General features: G+C 61.8%; 20 protein-coding genes. 8 read left to right on the top strand and 12 right to left on the bottom strand.

Annotation, left to right across the window (positions count from 1 at the left end):
- Positions 1-238: 238 nt before the first annotated feature.
- The 7 genes from ACZ92H_RS13720 to ACZ92H_RS13690 are packed head-to-tail and all read left to right on the top strand — an operon-like array spanning position 239 to position 6550.
- Positions 239-1114, top strand: coding sequence for a FliM/FliN family flagellar motor switch protein (locus ACZ92H_RS13720; protein ID WP_465049786.1), 876 nt, complete (start codon positions 239-241; stop codon positions 1112-1114).
- A 1-nt stretch (position 1115) separates the two neighbouring features.
- The gene (locus tag ACZ92H_RS13715) at positions 1116-1481 is read left to right on the top strand and encodes a FliM/FliN family flagellar motor switch protein (protein ID WP_131378791.1); all 366 of its coding nucleotides are present in this window, start codon (positions 1116-1118) and stop codon (positions 1479-1481) included.
- Positions 1478-2248, top strand: a complete 771-nt coding sequence (gene fliP, locus ACZ92H_RS13710; protein WP_131378789.1) for a flagellar type III secretion system pore protein FliP — start codon at positions 1478-1480, stop codon at positions 2246-2248. The genes ACZ92H_RS13715 and fliP overlap by 4 nt, the downstream gene beginning before the upstream one ends.
- Before the next feature lie 3 nt (positions 2249-2251).
- Positions 2252-2524, top strand: coding sequence for a flagellar biosynthetic protein FliQ (locus ACZ92H_RS13705; RefSeq protein ID WP_131378787.1), 273 nt, complete (start codon positions 2252-2254; stop codon positions 2522-2524).
- Between the two features lie 12 nt (positions 2525-2536).
- Positions 2537-3337, top strand: coding sequence for a flagellar biosynthetic protein FliR (locus tag ACZ92H_RS13700; RefSeq protein WP_131378785.1), 801 nt, complete (start codon positions 2537-2539; stop codon positions 3335-3337).
- Entirely contained in the window at positions 3327-4466 is a 1140-nt protein-coding gene (locus ACZ92H_RS13695) for an EscU/YscU/HrcU family type III secretion system export apparatus switch protein (RefSeq protein ID WP_465049785.1), read from the top strand. The genes ACZ92H_RS13700 and ACZ92H_RS13695 overlap by 11 nt, the downstream gene beginning before the upstream one ends.
- Positions 4463-6550 (top strand): flagellar biosynthesis protein FlhA, encoded by a 2088-nt coding sequence (locus ACZ92H_RS13690; protein WP_131378781.1) that lies wholly within the window; start codon positions 4463-4465, stop codon positions 6548-6550. Before ACZ92H_RS13695 ends, ACZ92H_RS13690 begins: the two co-directional genes overlap by 4 nt.
- Positions 6551-6625: 75 nt before the next feature.
- Here the strand turns inward: ACZ92H_RS13690 and ACZ92H_RS13685 are convergent, their stop codons facing one another.
- From ACZ92H_RS13685 to ACZ92H_RS13630, 12 genes are all read right to left on the bottom strand, one after another.
- Positions 6626-7729: a hypothetical protein gene (locus ACZ92H_RS13685; protein ID WP_465049784.1), complete on the bottom strand. Its 1104-nt coding sequence runs from the start codon at positions 7727-7729 to the stop codon at positions 6626-6628.
- Between the two features lie 57 nt (positions 7730-7786).
- Positions 7787-8665, bottom strand: coding sequence for a flagellin N-terminal helical domain-containing protein (locus ACZ92H_RS13680; protein WP_465049783.1), 879 nt, complete (start codon positions 8663-8665; stop codon positions 7787-7789).
- Positions 8666-8836: 171 nt separating this feature from the next.
- Positions 8837-9718, bottom strand: a complete 882-nt coding sequence (locus ACZ92H_RS13675; RefSeq protein ID WP_465049782.1) for a flagellin N-terminal helical domain-containing protein — start codon at positions 9716-9718, stop codon at positions 8837-8839.
- Between the two features lie 195 nt (positions 9719-9913).
- On the bottom strand, positions 9914-10786 hold the full coding sequence (locus ACZ92H_RS13670) for a flagellin N-terminal helical domain-containing protein (protein ID WP_131378775.1): 873 nt from the start codon (positions 10784-10786) through the stop codon (positions 9914-9916).
- A 176-nt stretch (positions 10787-10962) separates the two neighbouring features.
- Positions 10963-11832 carry a flagellin N-terminal helical domain-containing protein gene (locus ACZ92H_RS13665; protein WP_131378773.1) on the bottom strand — a complete coding sequence of 290 codons (870 nt, stop codon included), beginning with the start codon at positions 11830-11832 and terminating at the stop codon, positions 10963-10965.
- Between the two features lie 179 nt (positions 11833-12011).
- The gene (locus ACZ92H_RS13660; protein ID WP_131378771.1) at positions 12012-12899 is read right to left on the bottom strand and encodes a flagellin N-terminal helical domain-containing protein; all 888 of its coding nucleotides are present in this window, start codon (positions 12897-12899) and stop codon (positions 12012-12014) included.
- 114 nt (positions 12900-13013) lie between these two features.
- Positions 13014-14150 carry a DegT/DnrJ/EryC1/StrS family aminotransferase gene (locus ACZ92H_RS13655; RefSeq protein ID WP_131378769.1) on the bottom strand — a complete coding sequence of 379 codons (1137 nt, stop codon included), beginning with the start codon at positions 14148-14150 and terminating at the stop codon, positions 13014-13016.
- Positions 14147-17365 (bottom strand): tetratricopeptide repeat protein, encoded by a 3219-nt coding sequence (locus ACZ92H_RS13650; RefSeq protein ID WP_465049781.1) that lies wholly within the window; start codon positions 17363-17365, stop codon positions 14147-14149. The genes ACZ92H_RS13655 and ACZ92H_RS13650 overlap by 4 nt, the downstream gene beginning before the upstream one ends.
- A gap of 200 nt (positions 17366-17565) precedes the next feature.
- Positions 17566-18660, bottom strand: coding sequence for a class I SAM-dependent methyltransferase (locus ACZ92H_RS13645; RefSeq protein WP_465049780.1), 1095 nt, complete (start codon positions 18658-18660; stop codon positions 17566-17568).
- A 242-nt stretch (positions 18661-18902) separates the two neighbouring features.
- Positions 18903-19358, bottom strand: coding sequence for a GNAT family N-acetyltransferase (locus ACZ92H_RS13640; RefSeq protein ID WP_465049779.1), 456 nt, complete (start codon positions 19356-19358; stop codon positions 18903-18905).
- A gap of 11 nt (positions 19359-19369) precedes the next feature.
- The gene (locus ACZ92H_RS13635) at positions 19370-20218 is read right to left on the bottom strand and encodes a WbqC family protein (protein WP_465049778.1); all 849 of its coding nucleotides are present in this window, start codon (positions 20216-20218) and stop codon (positions 19370-19372) included.
- A gap of 97 nt (positions 20219-20315) precedes the next feature.
- The gene (locus tag ACZ92H_RS13630; protein WP_465049777.1) at positions 20316-21992 is read right to left on the bottom strand and encodes an electron transfer flavoprotein-ubiquinone oxidoreductase; all 1677 of its coding nucleotides are present in this window, start codon (positions 21990-21992) and stop codon (positions 20316-20318) included.
- Positions 21993-22256: 264 nt separating this feature from the next.
- Between ACZ92H_RS13630 and ACZ92H_RS13625 the strand changes: the two genes are divergently transcribed.
- The gene (locus ACZ92H_RS13625) at positions 22257-23033 is read left to right on the top strand and encodes an SDR family oxidoreductase (protein ID WP_034752351.1); all 777 of its coding nucleotides are present in this window, start codon (positions 22257-22259) and stop codon (positions 23031-23033) included.
- The last annotated feature ends 157 nt before the right edge of the window (positions 23034-23190 follow it).

Below are 23190 nucleotides of genomic sequence, written 5' to 3'. Positions count from 1 at the left end.
CGCTATAAGCTTACCTCGCGGCAACTATAAAGTAAAGAGAGGATTGGCTCAAGGAATATTGATACATGGCAATATTTAGGATTTTCATGTATTGTTCAGCACCGTAGCCATCCAGCATGCGATACGATGCGCAATCGTTTGCTTGCGCTGCCGTCAGCAAGGCCAAGATGATGCTGTATTTAATTTCGGGCGATCCGTATAATTTGTTCTGCCACCGCAATACCGACATGACCACTACATGACAACCATTACCAAGACAGATCAAACTGCGCGCCATCAAGTCCTGGATTCCTGTCTGCTCGGACGTCCTGTCCATTTGCTGCATGTGTTCGGCGCCCAGCTGCGCGACGACCTGGCCGTGGCCCTGCGCCAGCCCATGAGCCGCCGCTACTGGGGTAATTTTCAGATCGACGGCGTGACCCTGTCGCGCGTCGAGAACGAGGACAGCGTGAACCGCTGGCTGAGTTTCTCCACGCCGGCCGGCCAGGCCGGCTTTACCCTCGAGCGCCAGATCCTTTTAAGCGTGCTGAACTATCGCTATGGTAGTGCCGGCGCCAAGGGCGTGCTGCCCGATCCGGCGCTGGTGCGCGTGACGGCCACGGAAGAGCGTCTGGCTGTGGTGCTGGGACAACAGTTGGTATCCAGCCTGTTCGCCCGCATCGACAAGAACCTGCAAACGCTGGGCAAGTCCAGCGCCATCGATGCGAATGCCGCGCCTGTCGTGCAGTCGGGCGTGCATCCGGCGCGCGGCAGCTGGATCGTCACCGTCGCGCTCAGCGACGTCGAGGCGGGGCAGAGCGGCACCTTCTGGTTTTCGCTGGACAAGCGCGTGATGGCCGACGTGCTGCGCGGCCTGCTGCCCGAGCGCGCGCAGGCCAAGAAGGCCCTGCGCAGCGTGCGCCCGCTCGCTTCGCGCCTGCAGGTGACCCTGGAAGGCCGCCTCGTCAGCAAGCAGGTGCAGCTGGGCGCCTTGTTCGACTTGCGCGTGGGCGACGTGATTCCCGTCAGCCTGAGCCGCACTGACGTCATGCTCGACGACTCCCGTTTATTTACAGCAGCCGTTTCCGAACACAAGGGCAAGCTCTGTTTAACCTCATTTGAAGATGTCGAATAATATGAATATGACCGATACCAACCAGAGCGAAACCCTGCTGGAAGACCTGGGCGACGATATGATCATCGACCAGGGCGAAGTCGCCGACGTTGCCAGTACCCGCGCGCGACGCGACATCCCGCAAATGATGCGCAAGATTCCCGTGACCCTGACCCTGGAAGTGGGCTCGGCGCGCATCTCGCTGGAAGAACTGATGGCCATCGGCCCGGAAAGCGTGATCGAACTCGACATGCTGGCCGGCGAACCGCTGGTGATCAAGGTCAACGGCACGCCGATCGGCCGCGCCGAAGTGGTGGTGGCGGGCGAGAACTACGGCCTGAAAGTCATCGACCTCGACGGCCTCAATCTCGACCTGATGACAGCATGAAGCTGGCGGTACCCGGTGTGACCCGGCGCCACGGCCCGCTGGCGGCGGCGCTCGCCGTGCCCGTGCTGATGCTGTGCTGCAGCGCCGCCGGCGCGCAGGATTTATTGTCCGGCGTGGTGCCGGGCGCGAAGACCGACCTGTCGGTGAAGATGCAGATCCTCGTCGTCATGACCCTGCTCGGGCTGCTGCCCGTGATGGTCATGATGATGACCAGCTTTACCCGCTTCGTCATCGTGCTGTCCCTGCTGCGCCAGGCCCTGGGCCTGCAGCAGGGCTTGCCCAACCGTATCGTCACGGGCATCGCCCTGATCCTGACCCTGCTCGTCATGCGTCCCATCGGCGACCAGGTGTGGAAGGACGCATTCGTGCCCTACGACCGCGACCAGATCGGCATGCAGGAAGCGCTGAAGATCGCCGAAGTGCCGATTTCGCGGTTCATGCTGGCGCAAACGAGCAAGGCCGCGCTGGCGCAGATCGCCCATTTGGCGGGCGAACCGTCGACCATGCGCCCGCAAGACCACAGCTTCACGGTCAAGCTGGCCGCGTTCGTGTTGTCCGAACTCAAGACGGCGTTCCAGATCGGCTGCATGCTGTTCATTCCGTTTTTGATCATCGATCTGGTGGTGGCCTCCGTGCTGATGGCCATGGGCATGATGATGCTTTCGCCGCTGGTGATCTCATTGCCGTTCAAGCTGCTGCTGTTCGTGCTCGTCGACGGCTGGACCCTGACCGTCAACACCCTCGTTACCAGCATACAGGGCTACTGACCCATGTTTACCCCTGAAGTTGCCGTCGACCTGATCATCGAAGCGCTGCATATCGTCATGCTGCTGGTGGTGATCCTGGTCGTGCCGGGCCTGCTCATGGGCCTGGTGGTGGCGCTGGTGCAGGCCGCCACGTCGATCAACGAGCAGACCTTGAGCTTCCTGCCGCGCCTGCTGGTCACCTTGCTGGCCCTGATCCTGGCCGGGCGCTGGATGTCGGGCTACCTGATGGATTATTGCGTTTCCATTTTTCAGCGCGCGGCCACCCTGGTCGGATAGCGCCGCGCGCCCATGGATCAGATTTTCAATCAGGTGCTGCCGTTTCTGCTGGCCGTGTGGTGGCCGTTCTGCCGCATCCTGGCCATGCTCAGCGCCTCGCCCGTGGTGGGCGACGCGATGGTGCCCACGCCCGTGCGCGTGCTGCTGTCGCTGGTGCTGGCGATCCTGATGCTGCCCGTCATGCAGGCGTCGGGTGCCTCGCAGGAGCTGCTGAAGATCGATCCATTCTCGCTGCATGCCGCCGTTGCCACCCTGGAACAGGCCGTCATCGGCTTCATCCTGGGCCTGGCATTCCACTTCGCCATGTCCGTGATGTCGGTCCTCGGCTACCTGGTCTCGAGCCAGGTGGGCTTTTCCATGGCCGTCATGAATGACCCGCTGAACGGCACTTCGTCGGACGTGATCACGGGGCTGCTGACCATCATGTGCATGATCGTCTTTTTCGCCATCGACGGCCACCTGGTGCTGACGGGCGTGATCGGCGCCAGTTTCACGGCCTGGCCCGTGGGGCAGGGCTATGGCCCGCTGCTGCTGCAGACGGTGGCCTACAACGTGGCGTGGATCTTCGCCGCCGCCATGCTGCTGGCCTTGCCGATCGTCTTTTCCACCATGGTGGTGCAGCTGGGCTTTGGCTTCCTGAACCGCGTGGCGCCGTCGCTGAACCTGTTTTCGCTGGGGTTTTCCATGATTACCCTGTTCGGCCTGGTAATGCTGGCGCAGATCGTGCGCTACGTGCCGGAACATTATGTGGCGATGACCAATCGCGTCTTGGACATGATCCAGGAGCAGATGCGGGTGGCCCATGGCGGATAGCAGCACCGGCGACAAAACCGAAAAGGCGTCACAGCAAAAGCTGAAGAAGTCGCGCCAGGAAGGGCAGGTGGTGCGCTCGCGCGACCTGTCGACGGCGCTGGGCATTCTGATCAGCATGAAGGTGTTCATCTATCTGCTGCCCGGCTACCTGGACACTTTTCGCGAACTGTTCGCCATGGCCTTCATGCCGCTCGACAGCAAGGGCGCGCTGGACAATGCCATGTCGATGGCGTTTACCACCTCCGTTGGCTTGCTGATCAAGATGATCGTGCCGCTGTTTTGCGTGCCCCTGTTCGTGGTGCTCGGTTCGCTGATACCCGGCGGCTGGGTCATCACCACGAAGAACTGGATGCCGAAGATGGAGCGCCTGAGTCCGGCCAAGAATCTGGGTCGCCTGATCACGCCCAAGCATGGTTTTGAGTTCGGCCTGTCCATCGCCAAGGCCTCCGTGCTGGGCCTGGTGCTGGTGCATGTCAGCCGTTCCAGCCTGACGCATTACGTCGATTTGCAGCACCGCCCGCTCACGCAGGCCATGCTTGACGGTTCCGCGCTGATGCTCGACGGCCTGATGGCGCTCATTTCCGTGTTCGTGCTGTTTGCCATCATCGACGTGCCGGCGCAGGCGTTTTTCTTTGCCCGTAACCAGCGCATGAGCAAGCAGGATGTCAAGGAAGAGCACAAGACCAGCGAAGGCCGGCCCGAAGTGCGCCAGCGCATCCGCCAGCTGCAGCAGCAGATCGGCCGGCGCAGCGTGCGCAAGACCGTGCCCGACGCCGACGTGGTGATCGTCAACCCCGAGCATTACGCTGTCGCCTTGAAGTATGACCAGGACCGCGCCGAGGCGCCGTTTGTCGTTGCCAAGGGCGTCGACGAGATGGCGCTGTATATCCGCCAGGTGGCGAAGGAACACCATATCGAGACGCTGGAGCTGCCGCCGCTGGCGCGCGCCATCTACAACACCAGCCAGGTACAGCAGCAGATACCGGTGCAGTTGTACCAGGCCGTGTCGCAGGTGCTCAATTACATACTGCAGCTGAAAGCATTCCGTTCTGGGCAGCGTGCCGCCCAGCCCCCATTTCCCACCGAGGTGGTCGTGCCATCTCATTTGAGCGAGGTAGTACCTTCATGAATTTCCTGAACAGAGTGGTTGCTGAAATGCGCCGCCACAAGTTCGCCACGCCGCTGTTCTTGCTGGTGATCCTGGCGATGATCATCTTGCCGCTGCCGCCAGTGCTGCTCGATATCTTGTTCACTTTCAATATCGTGCTGGCACTGATCGTCATCCTGGTCAGCGTCTCGGCCAAGCGGCCGCTCGATTTCTCCGTCTTCCCGACGGTGATCCTGGCCACCACCATGCTCAGGCTGACGCTGAACGTGGCATCCACCCGCGTGGTGCTGCTGCACGGCCATACGGGCGCGGACGCGGCCGGCAAGGTGATCGAGGCCTTCGGCAACGTGGTCATCGGCGGCAACTTCGTCGTCGGTATCGTCGTCTTCGTGATCTTGATGATCATCAACTTCGCCGTCGTCACCAAGGGCGCCGAGCGTATTTCCGAGGTGTCGGCACGCTTCACCCTGGACGCCTTGCCGGGCAAGCAGATGGCCATCGATGCCGACCTGAACGCCGGCCTGATCAACCAGGAAAAAGCCCAGATCCGCCGCAAGGACGTGGCCGCCGAAGCGGATTTCTACGGCGCCATGGACGGCGCCTCGAAGTTCGTGCGCGGCGACGCCGTCGCCAGTATCCTGATCCTGATCATCAACATGGTGGGCGGCGTGGCCATCGGCTCGCTGATGCACGACCTGTCGTTTGGCGACGCGTTCCGCCAGTACGCACTGCTGACCATCGGCGATGGCCTGGTGGCGCAGATCCCGGCGCTGCTGCTGTCGGCCGCCGCCGCCATCCTGGTGACGCGCATCAGCGATTCGGGCGACTTCGAACAGCAGGTGGCGGGCCAGGTGCTGACGTCGCCAACGGTGATCTTCAGCGCGGCCGGCATGATGGTGGCGCTGGCCCTGATCCCGGGCATGCCATGGTTCATGTTCATGACCTTTGCCGCCGTGCTGGGCTTTGTCGCCTGGCGCCTCACCAAGCGCGTGAAGGGGCCCGATGCGGCCGGCATGGCGGCCATCGAGGCGGCCTTGCGGGACGACAAGCCCGCGGAACTGGAGTGGCAGCAGCTGCCCGCCGTGCAGCCGCTGATGGTCATGCTGGGCTACAAGCTGGTGGGCATGGTGGACAAGACCCAGGGCGAACCGCTGAACAAGCGCGTCAAGGGCGTGCGCCAGAGCCTGTCCGAATCCATGGGCTTGCTGCTGCCGAATATCGGCGTGCGCGACGACCTGGCCCTGAAGCCCTCGCAATACGCGATCGTGCTGTCCGGCACCGTGGTGGCGCAGGCGGAAGTGCAGGCCGACCGCCTGATGGCCATTCCGTCGCCCAACGTATATGGCCAGCTCGACGGCATTCCCGGCATCGAGCCCGCCTACGGCATGCCCGTGACGTGGATCGAGCCAGGCGAGAAGGCGCATGCGCTGGGCCTGGGCTACCAGGTCATCGAGGCGCCCAGCGTGATCGCCACGCACTTGTCGAAGATGGTGCGCGAATACTTGCCGGAACTGTTCCGCCACGAAGACGTCACCAGCATGATGGAGCGCCTGACGGCCCTGTCGCCGAAACTGGCCGGCGCGCTGGACAAGGCCCTGACGCACACGCAGATGCTGCGCGTATTCCGCGTCTTGCTGGCCGAAAACGTGTCCTTGAAGGATATCGTGCCCATCGCCACCACCTTGCTCGACAGTTCGGAAACCACCAAGGACCCCATCCTGCTGGCGGCCGAAGTGCGCTGCGCGCTGCGGCGCCAGATCGTCAGCAGCCTGTTCGGCCAGAAGATGGAAATGCAGGCTTTCAACCTCGGTGGCGAGCTGGAAAACATGCTGCTCGGTTCGCTGAACCAGGCACGCCAGTCGGGCAAGGTGACCCTGGATAATTATCCGATCGACCCGCACCTGTTGTCGCAGCTGCAAGTGAACATGCCGGTGGCGCGCGAGCAGATGAAGCAGCAGGCGACGCCGCCGCTGCTGCTGGTGCTGCCGCAGATCCGTCCGCTGCTGGCCCGCTATGCGCGCCTGTTCGCGCCGGGCCTGCATGTGCTGTCGTATAACGAAATCCCGGAAAACCGCGAAGTGAGCATTATCGGCACGGTGGGATAGGTGTTGAAGTAAGCTTGGGGAATGGCAAAAACGGCGCTGCGGGCGCCGTTTTTTTTGACCGCCAGGACGGCTGCGTCAATCCTGTTCGTCGATCGGCGGCAGCAGCTCGTGCTCCTGGCCGTCGGCCAGCAGCAGCACGGTGGCGCCTGGCGCAGTCCCGTCCGCGTCGTCGCCATAGTCGTAGTCGAGCGGTGCCGCCACTTCCTTCGAGACGATAAGGTCTTCTTCCGGCCCGGCCGCTGGCGCTTGCGCCGGTGGCTCGGGATTGGCGGCTGCCTCCGCTTCCGGCTGCGTCAGCAGCAGCGCCACTTCTGCCATGGCGCGGAACAGCGGCAGGGTCAGCGCGGCTGCGCCCGCCTGCATGGGGTAGTTGCCGTGCACGCGCTGCGCGTGCAGCTGGCGGTTCAGGCGGCAGCGCACCACGCGCAATCCCGCGCGCCGCACGGCGTCGGCGATCTCGGGCAGGGCCAGGCGCAGGTGGCGCAGGGCGGACTCTTCATCGGCAGCCAGTTCCAGCAGCACGCCATCGCCGGCCGGTTCCATCTGGATCACCACCCGGCCGATGCCGGTGATGAGCAGTTCCACGCGCAGCGCCACCTTGCCGCGGCGTTTGGGCGCAGCGGCATCCTCGTCCTCGTCGCTGGCCAGCACGCGCAGCAGCAGGCGTTGGCCGCCCCAGCCATACACGGCAAAGCGCCATGCTTCGCTGTCGACCGTCAAGGGCGGACGGGGGCCTTCGCGCAGCAGGGCCGGCTGCTGTTCCGCCATGAACAGGTTGCCCGGCACGTGCTGGCCGCGCGCCTGTTCCTGCAGCGCCGCGTACTGTTCGCCATAGGTCTTGACCATCACGCGCCACGAGGCGGCCAGCTGCGCCGCGTCGGGCGGCTGCCATACCAGCTGGCGCGTAAAGAACAGCTGATTGACCTGCATGGCGCTGCTGTCGCGCGGCGTGGCGCCCGTGCCATCGCCGTTGGGCTTGATCAGCGACGCCAGGCTGTCCTGCCCCTGCTGCTGCAATTGCGCGGGCAGGGTGCCGGCATCGGGCGCGGACGCCATGTAGGGGCCGACGGGCACCAGCGGCTGCACCACGCCTGGCACCATCGGCGTGGCCGGGCTGACGTCGAAGCGCTGCGTAATCAGGGGAACCGGGTTGCCGGAGGAAATGCGGTCTATCGCCATGCCACTGCTTCCAGATCAAAGTCTATAAAAAACCGCCAGCCGGGGCTGCGGCATGCGTCACGGCTGCAACAGCGACAGTATCATTTTCTGCATGCTCTGGCTTTGTTTCAGCATGGCCGTGCTGGCCTGCAGCAGCATTTGCGCCGATGTCATGTTGGCGCTTTCCGCCGCGTAGTCGACATCCATGATGCGGCCGATGGCGGCCTTGGTATTGGTGACCATGTTGGCCAGGTTATTGTTCACGTGCTCGAGGCGGTTGGCGGTGGCGCCCAGGGCCGAGCGCACGCCGCCGACCTGGTCGAGCGCCGCTGCCAGCAAGTCGATCATGGTGTTGGCGCTGGTGTTGCTGCCGATTTCGCTGCCAGCCGTGGCGCCCGGCGCAAAGTTCGCAGAGATGGCTTTCAGGGCCGCATCGAGGTCGCTCATCTTGCCGGCCACGCTGAACTGCATGGTTTCGCTGCTGCTGGCGCCGATCTGGAAGGTCAGGGCTTGCGACAGGGTACCCTTGCCAGCCGTGCCATTGCCCAGCAGCAGGCTGCCGCCATACGTGGTGTTGGTCAGCACGTTGTACAGTTCCTGGCCCAGCGCATCGTATTCGGCCTGCAGGGCGTCGCGGTCGAGCTGGTTGGCGGAGGCGTCGGCCGCCTGCGTGGCCATGTCCTTCATGCGCACCAGCATGTCGGTGACTTCGCCAAAAGCGCCTTCGGCCGTTTGCAGCAGCGAGGTGCTGTTTTGCGTATTGCGCATGGCGACCGTCATGCCGCTCACTTGCGCGCTCAGGCGCGTGGCGATCTGCAGCCCGGCGGCGTCATCCATGGCCGAATTGATGCGGTAGCCTGTGCTCAGGCGCAACATCGACGTCGACAGCCGCCGCTGCGCGCTCGAGGCGGCGCTCTGGGCGTACAGTGCGGCGATATTGGTGTGAATGCTCAGCACGTGGCGGCTCCGGTGGGGTGAAGGGATGGGCGGGTCTACCTTGTATAGGCGACTGCGTTGCCAAGATCGTTAAATATGCTGGCAAATATAGTTAAATTAATATGTTCCGCGCATAAAAAAGCCAGACCGCAGTCTGGCTTGGCTGGCTGGCCGCAAGCGGCCGGACAAGAATTACTGCAGCAAGGACATGACCATCGAGGACATGCTGTTGCTTTGTTTCAGCATCGCGGTGCCCGCTTGCAGCAACATTTGCGACGACGTCATGTTCGAACTTTCGGTGGCGAAATCGACGTCCATGATGCGGCCGGTCGCGGCTTTGGTGTTGGTGGCGATGTTCGACAGGTTGCTGTTGATGTGGTCCAGGCGGTTGGCGGCGGCGCCCAGGGCGGAACGCACGACACCCACGTTATCGATGGCCGCGGCCAGTTTGTCGATGGTGGTATTGGCGGTGCCGGCGGCGGTCAGCTCGGTGCCCACGCCACCGGAAGTGGCCTTGAAGTTGTTGGCCGACAGCGCCACCAGCTTGGTGTTCAGCGTGCCCATGTCAGCGGAGACGTTGATGCTCATTTTTTCCGTCGAGCTTGCGCCGATCTGGAAGGTCATCGCATCCGACAGCGTGCCTTTGCCGGTGTTGCCGTCGCCCAGCAGGGTCTGGCCGCCAAAGGTGGTGTTGGTCATGACGTTGTACAGTTCCAGGCCCAGCGCGTCGTATTCGGCTTGCATGGCGGTCTTGTCCTGGCCGTTCGAGGACGCATCGGCAGCTTGCGTGGCCAGGTCCTTCATGCGTACCAGCATGTTGGTCACTTCGCCAAACGCGCCTTCGGCCGTCTGCAGCATCGAGGTGCTGTTCTGGGTGTTGCTCATGGCGACGGTCATGCCGCTGGTCTGTGCTTTCAGGCGCGTGGCGATCTGCAGGCCGGCGGCGTCATCCATGGCCGAGTTGATGCGGTAGCCGGTGGACAAGCGTGTCATCGAAGTCGACAGTTGCGATTGGGTCTTGGCGATCGAGTTCTGTGCGGACAGCGATGCGTTGTTGGTGTGAAGGCTCAGCATATGGTAACTCCTGTGGTAAATGCATTGCAGGACAGTGGAATTTTTCGTCCTCAAACAAGACAGGCGACCGTGCGGCCGTAAACGTTAAATGCCGTGTGGAAATTATTTGAAAAAATGGCGTGGGGCGTAAAAAAGCCAGACGCGCGGTCTGGCTTTTCTTGCTGGCCGGTACCAGCGGGTAGTACGGGGTAAAAATTATTGCAGCAGCGACATGACCATCGAGGACATGCTGTTGCTTTGTTTCAGCATCGCGGTGCCCGCTTGCAGCAGCATCTGCGACGACGTCATGTTCGAGCTTTCGGTGGCGAAATCGACGTCCATGATGCGGCCGGTCGCGGCCTTGGTGTTGGTGGCGATGTTCGACAGGTTGCTGTTGATGTGGTCCAGGCGGTTGGCGGCGGCGCCCAGGGCCGAACGCACGGTGCCGACGTCGTCGATGGCTTTGGCCAGCAAGTCGATGGTGGCATTGGCGGTACCGGTCAGTTCCGACGCGCCGGTCGATGCGGCGGCGGCGAAGTTCTTCGTCGCGGCCAGCAGCGATGCCGACAGGGTGACCATGTTGGCCTTGACGTCGATCGTCATGTTTTCCGTCGAGCTCGCGCCGATCTGGAACGTCATGGCAGCCGACAGCGTGCCGGTGGTGCCCGTGCCGTTACCCATCAGCAAGCTGCCGCCGAAGGTGGTGTTGGTCATGACGTTGTACAGTTCCTGGCCCAGGGCGTTGTACTCTGCCTGCATGGCGGTCTTGTCTTGTGCGTTCGAGGAGGCATCGGCAGCTTGCGTGGCCAGATCCTTCATGCGCACCAGCATGTTGGTGACTTCGCCAAACGCGCCTTCGGCCGTTTGCAGCATCGAGGTGCTGTTTTGCGTGTTGCTCATGGCAACGGTCATGCCGCTGGTCTGGGCTTTCAGGCGGGTGGCGATCTGCAGGCCGGCCGCGTCATCCATGGCCGAGTTGATGCGGTAGCCGGTGCTCAGGCGGGTCATCGAGGTCGACAGTTGCGATTGGGTCTTGGCGATCGAGTTCTGTGCGGACAGCGATGCATTGTTGGTGTGAAGGCTCAGCATGGTGTTGCTCCTGTAAGGTGAATTCGTCGAGGGGCAACGTTTCTTGCCCTCATCAGTACAAGACGACCAGATCTGTCCGCTTATTAAGTGCTGTATGGAAATTTTTCATATTCAGGGCGCGCCATGAAAAAAGCCCCGGCAATCGCTTGCCGGGGCTGCTCTTGAAGCGCAGTCGATTATTGCAGCAGCGACATGACCATCGAGGACATGCTGTTGCTTTGTTTCAGCATCGCGGTGCCCGCTTGCAGCAGCATCTGCGACGACGTCATGTTCGAGCTTTCGGTGGCGAAATCGACGTCCATGATGCGGCCGGTCGCGGCCTTGGTGTTGGTGGCGATGTTCGACAGGTTGCTGTTGATGTGGTCCAGGCGGTTGGCGGCGGCGCCCAGGGCCGAACGCACGGTGCCGACCTTGTCGATGGCGGTGGTCAGGTTGCCGATGGCGGTGTTGGCCGCTGCCGTCAGCTCCGTACCGGCGGCGCCGGCGGTGGAGAAGCTGGCCGAGACGGCTTTCAGGGCTGCTGCCAGGCCGGTCATGCCGGCGGTGACGTCGATCGACATTTTTTCCGTCGAGCTTGCGCCGATCTGGAAGGTCATGGACGACGACAGCGTGCCGGTGGTGCCCGTGCCATCACCCAGCAGCAAGCTGCCGCCGAAGGTGGTGTTGGTCATCACGTTGGCCAGTTCCGAGCCCAGGGCGTCGAATTCGGCCTGCATGGCTTTTTTGTCATCGACGTTCGACGAGGCATCGGCAGCTTGCGTGGCCAGATCTTTCATGCGGATCAGCATGTTGGTGACTTCGCCAAACGCGCCTTCGGCCGTTTGCAGCATCGAGGTGCTGTTCTGCGTGTTGCTCATGGCAACGGTCATGCCGCTGGTCTGGGCTTTCAGGCGGGTGGCGATCTGCAGACCGGCCGCGTCATCCATGGCCGAGTTGATGCGGTAGCCGGTGCTCAGGCGGGTCATCGAGGTGGACAGTTGCGATTGCGTCTTGGCGATCGAGTTTTGCGCGGACAGCGACGCGTTGTTGGTATGCAGGCTCAGCATTGGAAAAACTCCTAATTAGGTATGTTTGGTCGGGAGCCGCGAACCATCGCGCTCTCCCTAGTACAAGACGACTATCCCGCGCCGTTTATTAAATGCCATGTGGAAATTTTTTTGCCAGCATGCGCCATAAAAAAAGCCCCGGCAATCGCTTGCCGGGGCTGGTCTTGAGACGCAGTCGATTATTGCAGCAGCGACATGACCATCGAGGACATGCTGTTGCTTTGTTTCAGCATCGCGGTGCCGGCTTGCAGCAGCATTTGCGACGACGTCATGTTCGAGCTTTCGGTGGCGAAATCGACGTCCATGATGCGGCCGGTAGCAGCCTTGGTGTTGGTCGAGATGTTCGACAGGTTGCTGTTGATGTGGTCCAGGCGGTTGGCGGCGGCGCCCAGTGCGGAGCGCACGGTGCCGACGTTGTCGATGGCATCGGCCAGCGTCTTGATCATGGCATTGGCGGCGGTGCCGGTGGTGATCTCGGCGCCGGCGGCGGTCGTGGCAACGGACGAGAACTTGGCCGACACGGCTTTCAGCGCCGTGTTCAGGGTCGACATGCCGCCCGAGACGTCGATCGACATTTTTTCCGTCGAGCTCGCGCCGATCTGGAACGTCATGGTCGTCGACAGGGTCGGCGAACCGGCGGTGCCGGCGCCGTCGCCCAGCAGCTTGCTGCCGCCGAACGTGGTGTTGCTCATGATGTTGTACAGTTCCTGGCCCAGGGCGTCGAACTCGGCCTGCATGGCTTTCTGGTCGTCCGTGTTCGAGGAGGCATCGGCAGCTTGCGTGGCCAGATCCTTCATGCGCACCAGCATGTTGGTGACTTCGCCAAACGCGCCTTCGGCCGTTTGCAGCATCGAGGTGCTGTTTTGCGTGTTGCTCATGGCAACGGTCATGCCGCTGGTCTGGGCTTTCAGGCGGGTGGCGATCTGCAGGCCGGCCGCGTCATCCATGGCCGAGTTGATGCGGTAGCCGGTGCTCAGGCGGGTCATCGAGGTCGACAGTTGCGATTGGGTCTTGGCAATCGAATTTTGCGCGGACAGCGACGCGTTGTTGGTATGCAAACTCAGCATGGGAAAAACTCCTAATAGGGTGAATTCAGTCGAGAGCCGCGAGTTTGCGCTCTCCTGAGTACAAGACGACCGTTTTTGCCTGTCTATTAAATAAAAATTTCTGTATGGGAATATTTATTTGCCGTTTGCCCATCCGCCGCGGATGATCCCGACGATACGCTCGACCTGTTCCGCAGGCAGGTCCGGGTAGAGCGGGAGGCAGATCACTTGCTCCGCCATGGCGCTGGCGTTGGGCAGGTTGGCCCGTGCCGCCGAAGGCATGTGCCGGTACATGGGGAAGTCGCTGATCAAGGGGTAGAAGTAGCGGCGCGCATAGATGCCGGCATCGCGCAGTTTCTGGAACAGGTCATCGCGGCGGAGCGGGTATTGCGCCTGCACCAGGATGGGGAAATACGCATGATTGAAGCTGGTATCGGCCGGCAAGGCGGGGCACAGGATGCCAGGCGTTGCTTCCAGTCCCGTGCGGTAGTGGCGGTCGATCGCCGCGCGCTGCTGCAGGGCGTCGCCGATGCCTTTCAATTGCAACATGCCGAAAGCGGCGCTGACTTCGTTCATTTTGCCGTTGATGCCCGGCGCAACCACCGTCACTTCATCGACAAAACCGAAATTCTTCAGGTGGTCGATATGCCGCTTAGCCTTGGCGTTCGGCGAAATGATGGCGCCGCCTTCAAAGGTATTGAAGACTTTGGTGGCATGAAAGCTGAGCACCGAGAGGTCGCCGTGCTGCAGGACGCTTTCATTGCGATACCGAACCCCGAAGGCGTGGGCGGCATCATAGATGACCTTCAGTCCGTAGTTGCTGGCGATTTCTTCAATCTTGTCCACATTGCACGGCCGGCCATAGCAGTGCACCGGCATGATGGCGCTGGTCTGTGGCGTAATGGCCGCCTCGATCCTGGCCGGGTCCATGTTGAAGCCGTCCGGCTCAATATCGACAAAAACAGGCTTGATGTCATTCCACAGCAAGGAGTGCGCGGTGGCAACGAACGAATAGGGCGTCGTGATGACTTCGCCCTTAATGCGCAGCGATTGCAAGGCGGTCATCAGCGCCAGCGTGCCATTGGCAAATAGCGAGATATGCGGTACCCCCAGGTAGGACGCCAGCGCTTGTTCCAGTTGCTGGTGAAACGGGCCGCCGTTGGTGAGGATTTTATTGCCCCATATTTCTTGCAGGTAGGGCAGGAATTCCTCCAGCGACGGCAGTGTTGGCTGGGTGACATAGATGGGGGGCTGGCCTTCGGCTGGATTCATGCCTGTGCATCGGCTTGCGCCGGATCCAGTTCGATTTCAAACGAGGCCGGCGCCTGCCCGGCGCACCAGCGGTGCCACATGACGCGCAGCGCGCCTTCGAAGCCTGCGGCGATAATTTCCGAACGGCCCATGGGCGAGTTCGTGATGATCTGCCGCAAATTGGCGCGAATGTCTGACAGCAGCGCCGGATCATTGGCGATATAACTGCCCTTGGCGACAAAATCATCGATGTCGTTGGCGATGAAGGCTGCCATGCCCATGTGGCTGAGCGCGCAGGCGGTCACGCGTCCTGGCAGGGTGTTGCCGGGAATGGTCAGCGTGGGCACTCCCATCCACAGGGCATGCATGGTGGTGGTGCCGCCCGTGTACGGGAAGGTGTCGAGGCACAGATCGACCTTGTTGTGCAGCTCCAGATAGTCCCCGGTCGAGGTGCGCGGATAAAAATCGAGGCGTGTGCGCGCGATGCCTTCGTGGGCAAACCAGTCGATATAGGTGTCGTAGCCGCCGCTCTTTGGCATGGCGCCAATGAGCATGCGCGAGGAGGGAAGGGCGCGCAGCAGACGCGCCCATGCGGCAATTACCTCGCGGCTGAGTTTGTTTGGGCGATTGAAGCTGCCGAAGGTGATGTGGCCGTTCTGCAGCGCGGGCAGTGCCTTGACGGGGGGCGAGAGCGCAGACGGCAGGAACGGCGCTGCGGCCGGCAGGTAGGCGATGGCTTCGCTGAACTGCTCTTCCATGGCGCCGGGCGGCAGGTAAAAACGGTCGCACAGGAAATAATCCATCGCTTGCAGGCCGGTGGTGCCGGGATAGCCTATCCAGCTCGCCTGTACGGGCACGGGCTTGTGCGCGAAGGCCAGCAAGCGGTTTCCTCCCGTATGCCCGGCAAGGTCAATCAGGATATCGATGCCGTCGCTTTCGATCTTGGCTGCAAGGGCGGCGTCGCTCAGGTGGTGGATAGCATGCCAGTGGTGGAGCAGCGAGCGTACGCGCGTCGTGCAGTCGTCATCGAGCAGGCTTGTATAGTAGCCGTGCAGCACGACTCGCGGCGAGCGGCTCAGGTGATCAAAGATGGGCAGGATAAAGTTGGCCACGGCATGATTGTTGAAATCGCCAGAGACAAAACCGATGTGCAGTACGCGCTCCGGATCGGGCGCGTTCCCGTGCCGCGGCCAGCTGGCGCGCAGCGGCGTTTCGAATATCTCGGCAAATTTCTGGTGTTCCGCAAACAGTGCCGCGGGATCGGGATAGTCCAGGTGCGTAAGGCAGAACAGCAAATTGCTGTAGATCGGCGCGCAGTGCGGATCGATCGCCAAGGCGGCTCGGCAACTGATGATGGCTTCTTCAAGCAAGCCTTTTTCACACAGCGTGGCGCCCAGGCTGGTGTGGGCTTCCAGGTAGTCGTCCCTGAGTGTGATTGCTCGCCTGAACGCTGCGATGGCCTCGTCAAAAAGGTTCAGCAGGCGATAGGCCATGCCCATGTTCATGTGCGCAGCGGCAAAATCAGGATTGAGCGCGACGGCCTTCTCATATTGCTCCAGCGCTTCCTCGTAGCGGCCCATGTCGTGCAGGACGGCGCCGATATTGCTGTGCACGACAGCGTGCTCGGACTCCAGCTTGAGCGCCTGGCCGTACACGAGCAGGGCTTCGTCATAGCACTTGGCTTTTTGCAGGGCTATACCGAGCCGGTTGTGCAGGTCGGCCGACGCCGGTTCCAGCGCCAGCGCCTGCCGATGACAGTCCACGGCGCCATCAAAGTCGCGCGCGCTGCTCAGTGCTTCGGCCAGGTGCAGCAGGGCCGTGCCGGAGGCCGGCGCCAGCGCCAAGCCTTTGCGGTGCGTGGCAATGGCTTCGTCCACGCGTCCCAGGTCGTGCAGGATCAGGCCAAGATGGTTGTAGTGGCTGGCGTTTTCCCCGTCAATTTCCAGCAGGGCCTGGTAGATTTCGAGTGCTTCCGCCTTGCGCTCCAGCGCAAACAGTGCGCTGCCGAGATTCGTGCGTATGCCCAGCTCATGCGGATTGATGCGGTGTGCGCGCTGGAAGGCCTCCAGTGCCTCCTGCGGCCGCTCCATGGCTTTCAGGCACAGGCCCAGGCCGTTCTGGAATGCGGCGGTGCCAGCATCGAGCCGGACCGCCTCTTCATGGCTGGCCAGCGCCGCGTCAAGCTGTTGCAGATCTTGCAATGTGGTGCCCAGGTTGCTGTGCGCCAGTGCATAGCCGGGAGCCAGTGCGATGGCGTGCCGGTAGCTGGCTGCCGCTGCGTCGAGCTGCTGGAGGGCCTGTAGCGCGTTGCCCAGGTTGCCATGCAGTTCCGCATCGTCGGGGGCGATGGCTGCCGCGTTGCGGTAGCTGGCGACCGCGCCCTCCAGATCGCCCAGGGATTTGAGCGTATTGCCCAAATTAAAATGCGCCAAGGCATAGTCCGGATTGATGGCCAAGGCCTGGCGATAGGCGTGCGCCGCTTCGTCCAGCCGCTCCAGTGCCTGCAAGGCGCTGCCCAGGTTGCTGTGCGCCTCGGCAAAGTCGGGCTGGATTTCCAGTGCCCGCAGATAACAGTCAATGGCGGACGCATGCTGGCCCGCCGCTTGCCAGGCATTGCCCAGGTTGCCGTGTGCCTCGGCGTCGTGCGGTGCCAGTTTCACGGTTCTTTGCAAGGTAGGCAAGGCGTCCTTGTCTTGCAGTTGCAGGGCCGTGCCAAGGACGCTCCACGCGAAGCCCGATGCGGGGTAGCTGGCAATCAGGGCACGCGTGGCGCTCTCCAGTGCCGCATACTGGCCCGCGTTATACAGTGCGACCACATGCTGCATTTCTTCCGCCGTCGGGGTTTGCGGCAATTGCGCGACGGCGGCCCTGGCACGTGCCAGCAGTGCCTGCGATTCCACGTTGTCGAGGCCACGCTGGATGGCGCTTTCGATGATTTCCAGGCCGTGCTCGGCCTGTTCGGCCGACAGCAGGCCCGTGGCATACGAGAGCCAGAACTGGCCCTCGTCGGGATTGACGGAGAGCGCGGTACGTAGATAGGGCAGGGCGGCATCGTGAAAACCCAGTTGCCCTGCCAGCAAACCCACATTGTGATTGGCCACGGCATGGTAGGGCTGCGCCTGCACAATCGACAGGTAAAGCGCTTCCGCTTGCGCATACCGCCCTGCCTGGTGATGTTCGATGGCGCGCTGCAGTTCAGCGTCGAGGTTCACTGCGTCAGGGGTGTGGGTGCTCATGTGGGGGACTTGAAAAGTGTGCCAGCGGGAATTGTAACTGTTGGACAGGAGAAATAGAAAATTTCCACATGGAATTTTTATATCCTGTTTCACGCGGTGAAGAGCGCGCTGGAAAGCATGATTTTTCTGGCATTGTTGTGCTGTTTCTGTCCTGTGCGGACAGGGCCGGCGCCTGCAGGGACAGGCGCCGGCGGCATGGTTCAATGCAGTTGCACGAAGAGGGCGGTGCCCATGACAAATGCCGAGTCGATGCGCTCCTGGTGCGCGGCCAGCAATTCGTCGCCAACCCGTTTGGGACCGTCGCCGTATGGCCAGACGTAGTCATCGATGATGACCCAGCCGCCCGCGACAAGGTGGCCTATCCAGGCCTGCACGTCGTCGCGCGCCGCTTCATAGCTGTGATTGCCGTCTATGTGCAGCAAGGCGATCTTGCCGCAGTAGCTGGTATTGCCGAAGGTGCCGGTGACCACCTCGCGCCGCGCCGCGTAATGCCGGGCCGCCTCGGTCGATGGCAGGCGCAGGTAGTTGATGTCGCCATTGTTGTAAGGTAATAAACTCATTTCAAATACGCGCAGCGTTTCGTCGAGGTCGAAATACTGGATCGAATCGTCGACGAGTCCTGCCGCGTCATTCTGTACCAGGTATTCGCTTTTCCAGGGGTCAACACACAACAGTTTGCCGATCCCATAGAGCCGCGACAGGCGCGCCAGCACGAAGGCGGACTTGCCATAGGCGCTGCCGATCTCGACAATATCTCCCGCGACGCTATGGCGCGCGATTTCACACAGGGCGCCAATTTTTTCATCGTCGCACATGCCTGGGATGATGTTTGCATGCCGATACAGCGCGGCCAGCTCCATGTTCGACACGGCTGGCTTGGGCGGCGTGGCCGATGCCAGGGGCATGGCCTGATCCTGCTGCTGGCCGCGTTGGATGGCGGCGCGGTAACCGCTCAGTTCTTCCTGCACCGGCCAGGCATTGACCAAGGGAACATGCGGGGCGATGGTCTTCAGCACCTTGTTCAAATAGGTCCATGCGACCGGGTTGGGCGTATAGATGCCGCTGATGCCATGCTCGGTGAGCAGGGCGGTCAAGGCTGCGTTGAAGGCTGGATCGGTAATGTAAGGCAAATGTTCCCAGTGAGAATAGCGGGCCTTTGCCACGTCGTATGCGAGGGAAGAAGAGCCGATGACTGCCTGCCCATTGCGTTGGCACTGTTCCAGATACTCAAGCGAGCGCGGCATGCCGGCTGGAAAAACAAGAATGGGTTTGCCTGGGCTGGATGGCTGGCTCATGGATTCTCCTTGCGGTGATAGGAAATGGCGAATGGATGGAGACACCTGCCTGGCGTTACGGCCAGGTTATTCTTTGCATTTGACAGGTTTGACAGGCAGACGCTGCCAGCGGACGCAGTTAGCATGAAAGAACGGAAGGATGGACCAGCCGGGATTGTAACTGTTGAAAATTGAAATGGAAAATTTCCTCAAGGAATTTTTCTTGCCGTTTGCGATCGGTCGCGAAATTCACCGTGCCCTGCTCAGCTATCTGTCAGGCGCGCCATCGACATGGCCGGGGATGCACCCGGTAACGCGGCGTAGCCCGCCTTGCGGTACAAGCCGATGGCGCGGACATTGCCCCGATCGACTTCGAGCCGGATCTCGTGCATGCCGGCCAGGCGCGCCAGTTCCGTGGCGCTGCGGAGCAGCCGGGTCGCGATGCCCTTGCCGCCCCAGTCCGGCAATACGCTGACGTTGCTGATGAATGCCGTGCGGCTGTGGCTATCGTTGCAATACAGGGCGACGAGGCCCACCAATGCCTGGCCAGCCCATGCCTCGCAGCGCCGGGCCCGGGAGGCGAGTTTTTTTGCATAGGCAGGCAGCGCATCGGCATCGGCAGACAAGGACATGAAGCGCGTGTCGCAGGCACGCAGATGTGCTTCGACGGTATGCTCGTCCGTCGTGTCGATGCGATAGCTGATGATCAAGTCATGCATGGCGCTCCGCCTTACAGCAAATCTTTTTCCATGAGCAACTGCCTGATCGTCGCTGGCGCATTGTTCATCATCACATCGATGATCGACAGGCCGGCGACGTGCGGGTGTTTGCCCTGGTGGTAGCTGGTTGGGCGGCTCTGCAGGAAATGCAAGGCAATGCCGTGTTGTTGGAAGTCCTCATGGCGGTACAGGCTGGTCCCGCCGATGGGATTGATATAGCGGCTCGCGCCTTCGCGTACGCAGATGTCGATGATGCGCCGGGCACCCGCCAGTTCGTCGTTGGCATACGCGCGCGTGGTGGGGGCCAGCTCCGTTTCCAGGCCGAGATAGCGCATGGCCTGGCGCAAGCTGTTGAGCAGGAACTGGTCGAGTTGCGGATGGGGGCAGTGCAGCGTCTGTTCCAGCAGGCCGATCACCTGAGCGTAGTAGGGGGCCCGGCCATACGCCTGGTTTATCGAACGCAGCAGTTTGTCGCGCCATGCCGTTTCCTCCGTCAGCGCGAGATCGCAGATGCGGCGGTTCTGGCTGGCGCCCCGTAAAGGCAGCGTAAACAAATGCGGCGCACCGTTCATCAGCATGCGGTTGCGGTTTATCCAGCCGCCACGGATGTAATTGACATCATCGAGCAGGACGAATTTGTCTACGGCGGCAAGCAGTTGAAAATAGCCGAGATAGGGCAGGAAATACGGCTGCATGATGGCGATGGTTTTCATGCGGTACCTGGCTGCACGTCTAAACGGCCGGGGGCGCGCGTTGCGCGCACCGGGGTCTGGAGCGCATGCGCGGCGCTGTGCGCATTGGTGACGGTATCGCTCATCGATGGATTCAAGAATGCTGGTGGTGACGATTGTAACTGCCATGCCGTGGAAATGCCTAGTTTCCTCCAAAACAGCTAACATAAAAAAACAGCGCGGGCCGGTTGGCTGCGCGCTGTTTTCACCGTGCTGATGGCGACGTTTACATATTCGGATAATTCGGCCCGCCGCCACCTTCCGGCGTGACCCAGACGATGTTCTGCGTCGGGTCCTTGATGTCGCAGGTTTTACAGTGCACGCAGTTCTGCGCATTGATCTGCAGGCGTTCGGCGCCGTCGTCGTTCTTCACGAACTCGTATACGCCGGCGGGACAGTAACGCGCTTCCGGACCCGCATACGTGGCCAGGTTGACGTCGACGGGCACGCTGGCGTTTTTCAAGGTCAGGTGGATCGGCTGGTCTTCCGCGTGGTTCGTGTTCGAGATGAAGACGGAGGACATCTTGTCGAACGTCAGCTTGCCATCCGGTTTCGGATACACGATCTTTTTCGACTGGGCCGCCGGTTTCAGGCATTCGTGGTCGCCATGCGTGTGGTGCAAGGTCCAGGGCGCCTTGCCGCGGAAGATGATCTGGTCGATGCCCGTCATCAGGCTGCCCAGGTACAGGCCTTTCGACAGCCACGGCTTGACGTTGCGCGCCACGTGCAGTTCTTCATGCAGCCAGGACTGTTCGAACGCCACCGGGTAGCTGGCCAGCTCGTCGTGCTGGCGCGATTCGCCCAGTGCGCCAAAGGCCGCTTCGGCCGCCAGCATGCCGCTCTTGATGGCCGCATGGCTGCCCTTGATGCGGCTCATGTTCAGGAAGCCCGCGTCGCAGCCGATCAGCGCGCCGCCGGCGAACACCAGTTTCGGCAAGGATTGCAGGCCGCCCGCCGTGATCGCCCGCGCGCCGTACGAGATGCGCTTGCCGCCCTCGAAGAACTTGCGAATTTCCGGGTGGGTTTTATAGCGCTGGAATTCCTCGTACGGCGACAGGTAGGGATTTTCATACGCCAGGCCCACCACGTAGCCGACCATCACCTGGTTGTTTTCCAGGTGGTACAGGAAGGAGCCGCCGTAGGTTTTCGCGTCCAGCGGCCAGCCCGTCGAGTGGATCACCAGGCCCGGCTGGTGCAGGGCAGGGTCGATTTCCCACAGTTCCTTGATGCCGATGCCGTACGATTGCGGGTCCTTGCCGGCGTTCAAGTCGTACTTGGCCATCAATTGCTTGCCCAGGTGGCCGCGGGCGCCTTCGGCGAACAGCGTGTACTTGGCGTGCAATTCCATGCCCAGCTGGAAGTCAGGGCCCGGCTCGCCATCGCGCTTGACGCCCATGTTGCCGGTCGCCACGCCGCGGACGGCGCCGTCGTCGTTGTAGAGAATTTCCGCGGCGGGGAAGCCGGGGAAGATTTCCACGCCCAGGTTTTCCGCCTGCTGGCCCATCCAGCGCACCACATTGCCCAGCGAGACGATGTAGTTGCCGTGGTTTTCAAAGCAGGCCGGCACGGCGAAGTTCGGCGTCTTATACGCCTTGGTTTCGGTCAGGAACAGGATGCGGTCTTCCGTCACTGCCGTGTTCAGGGGCGCGCCCAGTTCCTTCCAGTTCGGGATCAGTTCGGTCAGGGCTTTCGGGTCCATGATGGCGCCCGACAGGATATGCGCGCCCAGTTCGCCGCCTTTTTCCAGCACGCAGACGGACACTTCCTGGTTCTTTTCAGCGGCCAGCTGCTTCAGGCGGATCGCGGCCGCCAGGCCTGCGGGGCCGCCGCCAACGATCACCACGTCGTATTCCATGGCTTCGCGCGGTCCGTACTGTTCAACTAAGTTATTAGGCTGTGTCATGGTCTCGATTTATAGTCACTCAATTAGGTAGCAAGGATAGGGATTAAAGCATCATCGGGGAAATTTAAGCACGAGTGTGCTTGTTTTTGGCGAGGATTGCAACTTTGGCGCCATTTTGCGTGACATTGCCCCACGCCGCAATCTAAATCCAGCCATTTTGTGTAATGATGGCGTTTACTTTTGCTCAAGTGCGCCGCGGGCGATTTTGCCCCTGTGCCATAGGCACGGCGTAAAGTGTTATCTAAAATAAAACAGGAGTAGCTCGTGGGCATAGAAGTCAATTTCGAGGGCAAGATAGCCCTGATTACCGGCGCATCGAGCGGCCTCGGCGCTCGCTTTGCGAAAGTGCTGGCCCAGGCGGGCGCCCAGGTCGTGCTGGCGTCGCGCCGCACCGAGCGGCTCAAGGAGTTGCGCGCCGAGATCGAGGCGGACGGCGGCGCCGCGCACGTGGTCTCGCTGGACGTGACGGATTTCGCCAGCATCAAGTCAGCCATCGCGCACGCGGAAACGGAAGCCGGTCCCATCGATATCCTCGTCAACAATTCCGGTGTGTCGACGACGCAACGCCTGGTCGACGTCACGCCCGAGGATTACTCGTTCGTGATGGACACCAACCTGCGCGGATCGTTCTTCGTGGCCCAGCAGACGGCCAAGCGCATGATCGCGCGCGCCAAGGGCGACCCGAAGAAACAGCACCGCATCATCAATATCGCCTCGATGGCGGGCTTGCAGGTGCTGCCGCAGATCGGCGTGTATTGCATGAGCAAGGCGGGCATGGTGCACATGACGCGCGCCATGGCGGTGGAGTGGGGCAAGTATGGCATCAACACCAACGCCATCTGCCCCGGCTATATTTCCACGGAAATCAACGAGGATTATTTCGCCACCGAGCAGGGCAAGAAGCTGATCGAAATGCTGCCCAACAAGCGCCCCGGCAAGCCGGAAGACCTCGATGGCCTGCTGTTGCTGCTGGCGGGCGAGGATTCGCATTTCATCAACGGCGCCATCATCTCCGCCGATGGCGGCATGAGCACGTTTTAACGCCAGACAAGCTGCCGCGCGGCGCGCTTTGCGGCCGGCGATGCTCACCGGCTCGGCGCCCCCGGCTCGGCGCCACCGGCTCGGCGCCCCCGTACTCGAGTACGGTGGCGCGTCTCGGCCACAAGGGCGCGCCGCGCCGCGCTGCCGCCCGCGACGG

This window comes from Janthinobacterium foliorum, assembly GCF_978021625.1.
The sequence above is the reverse complement of the archived record's forward strand: the minus strand, read 5'-3'. Positions and strand labels throughout refer to the sequence as shown.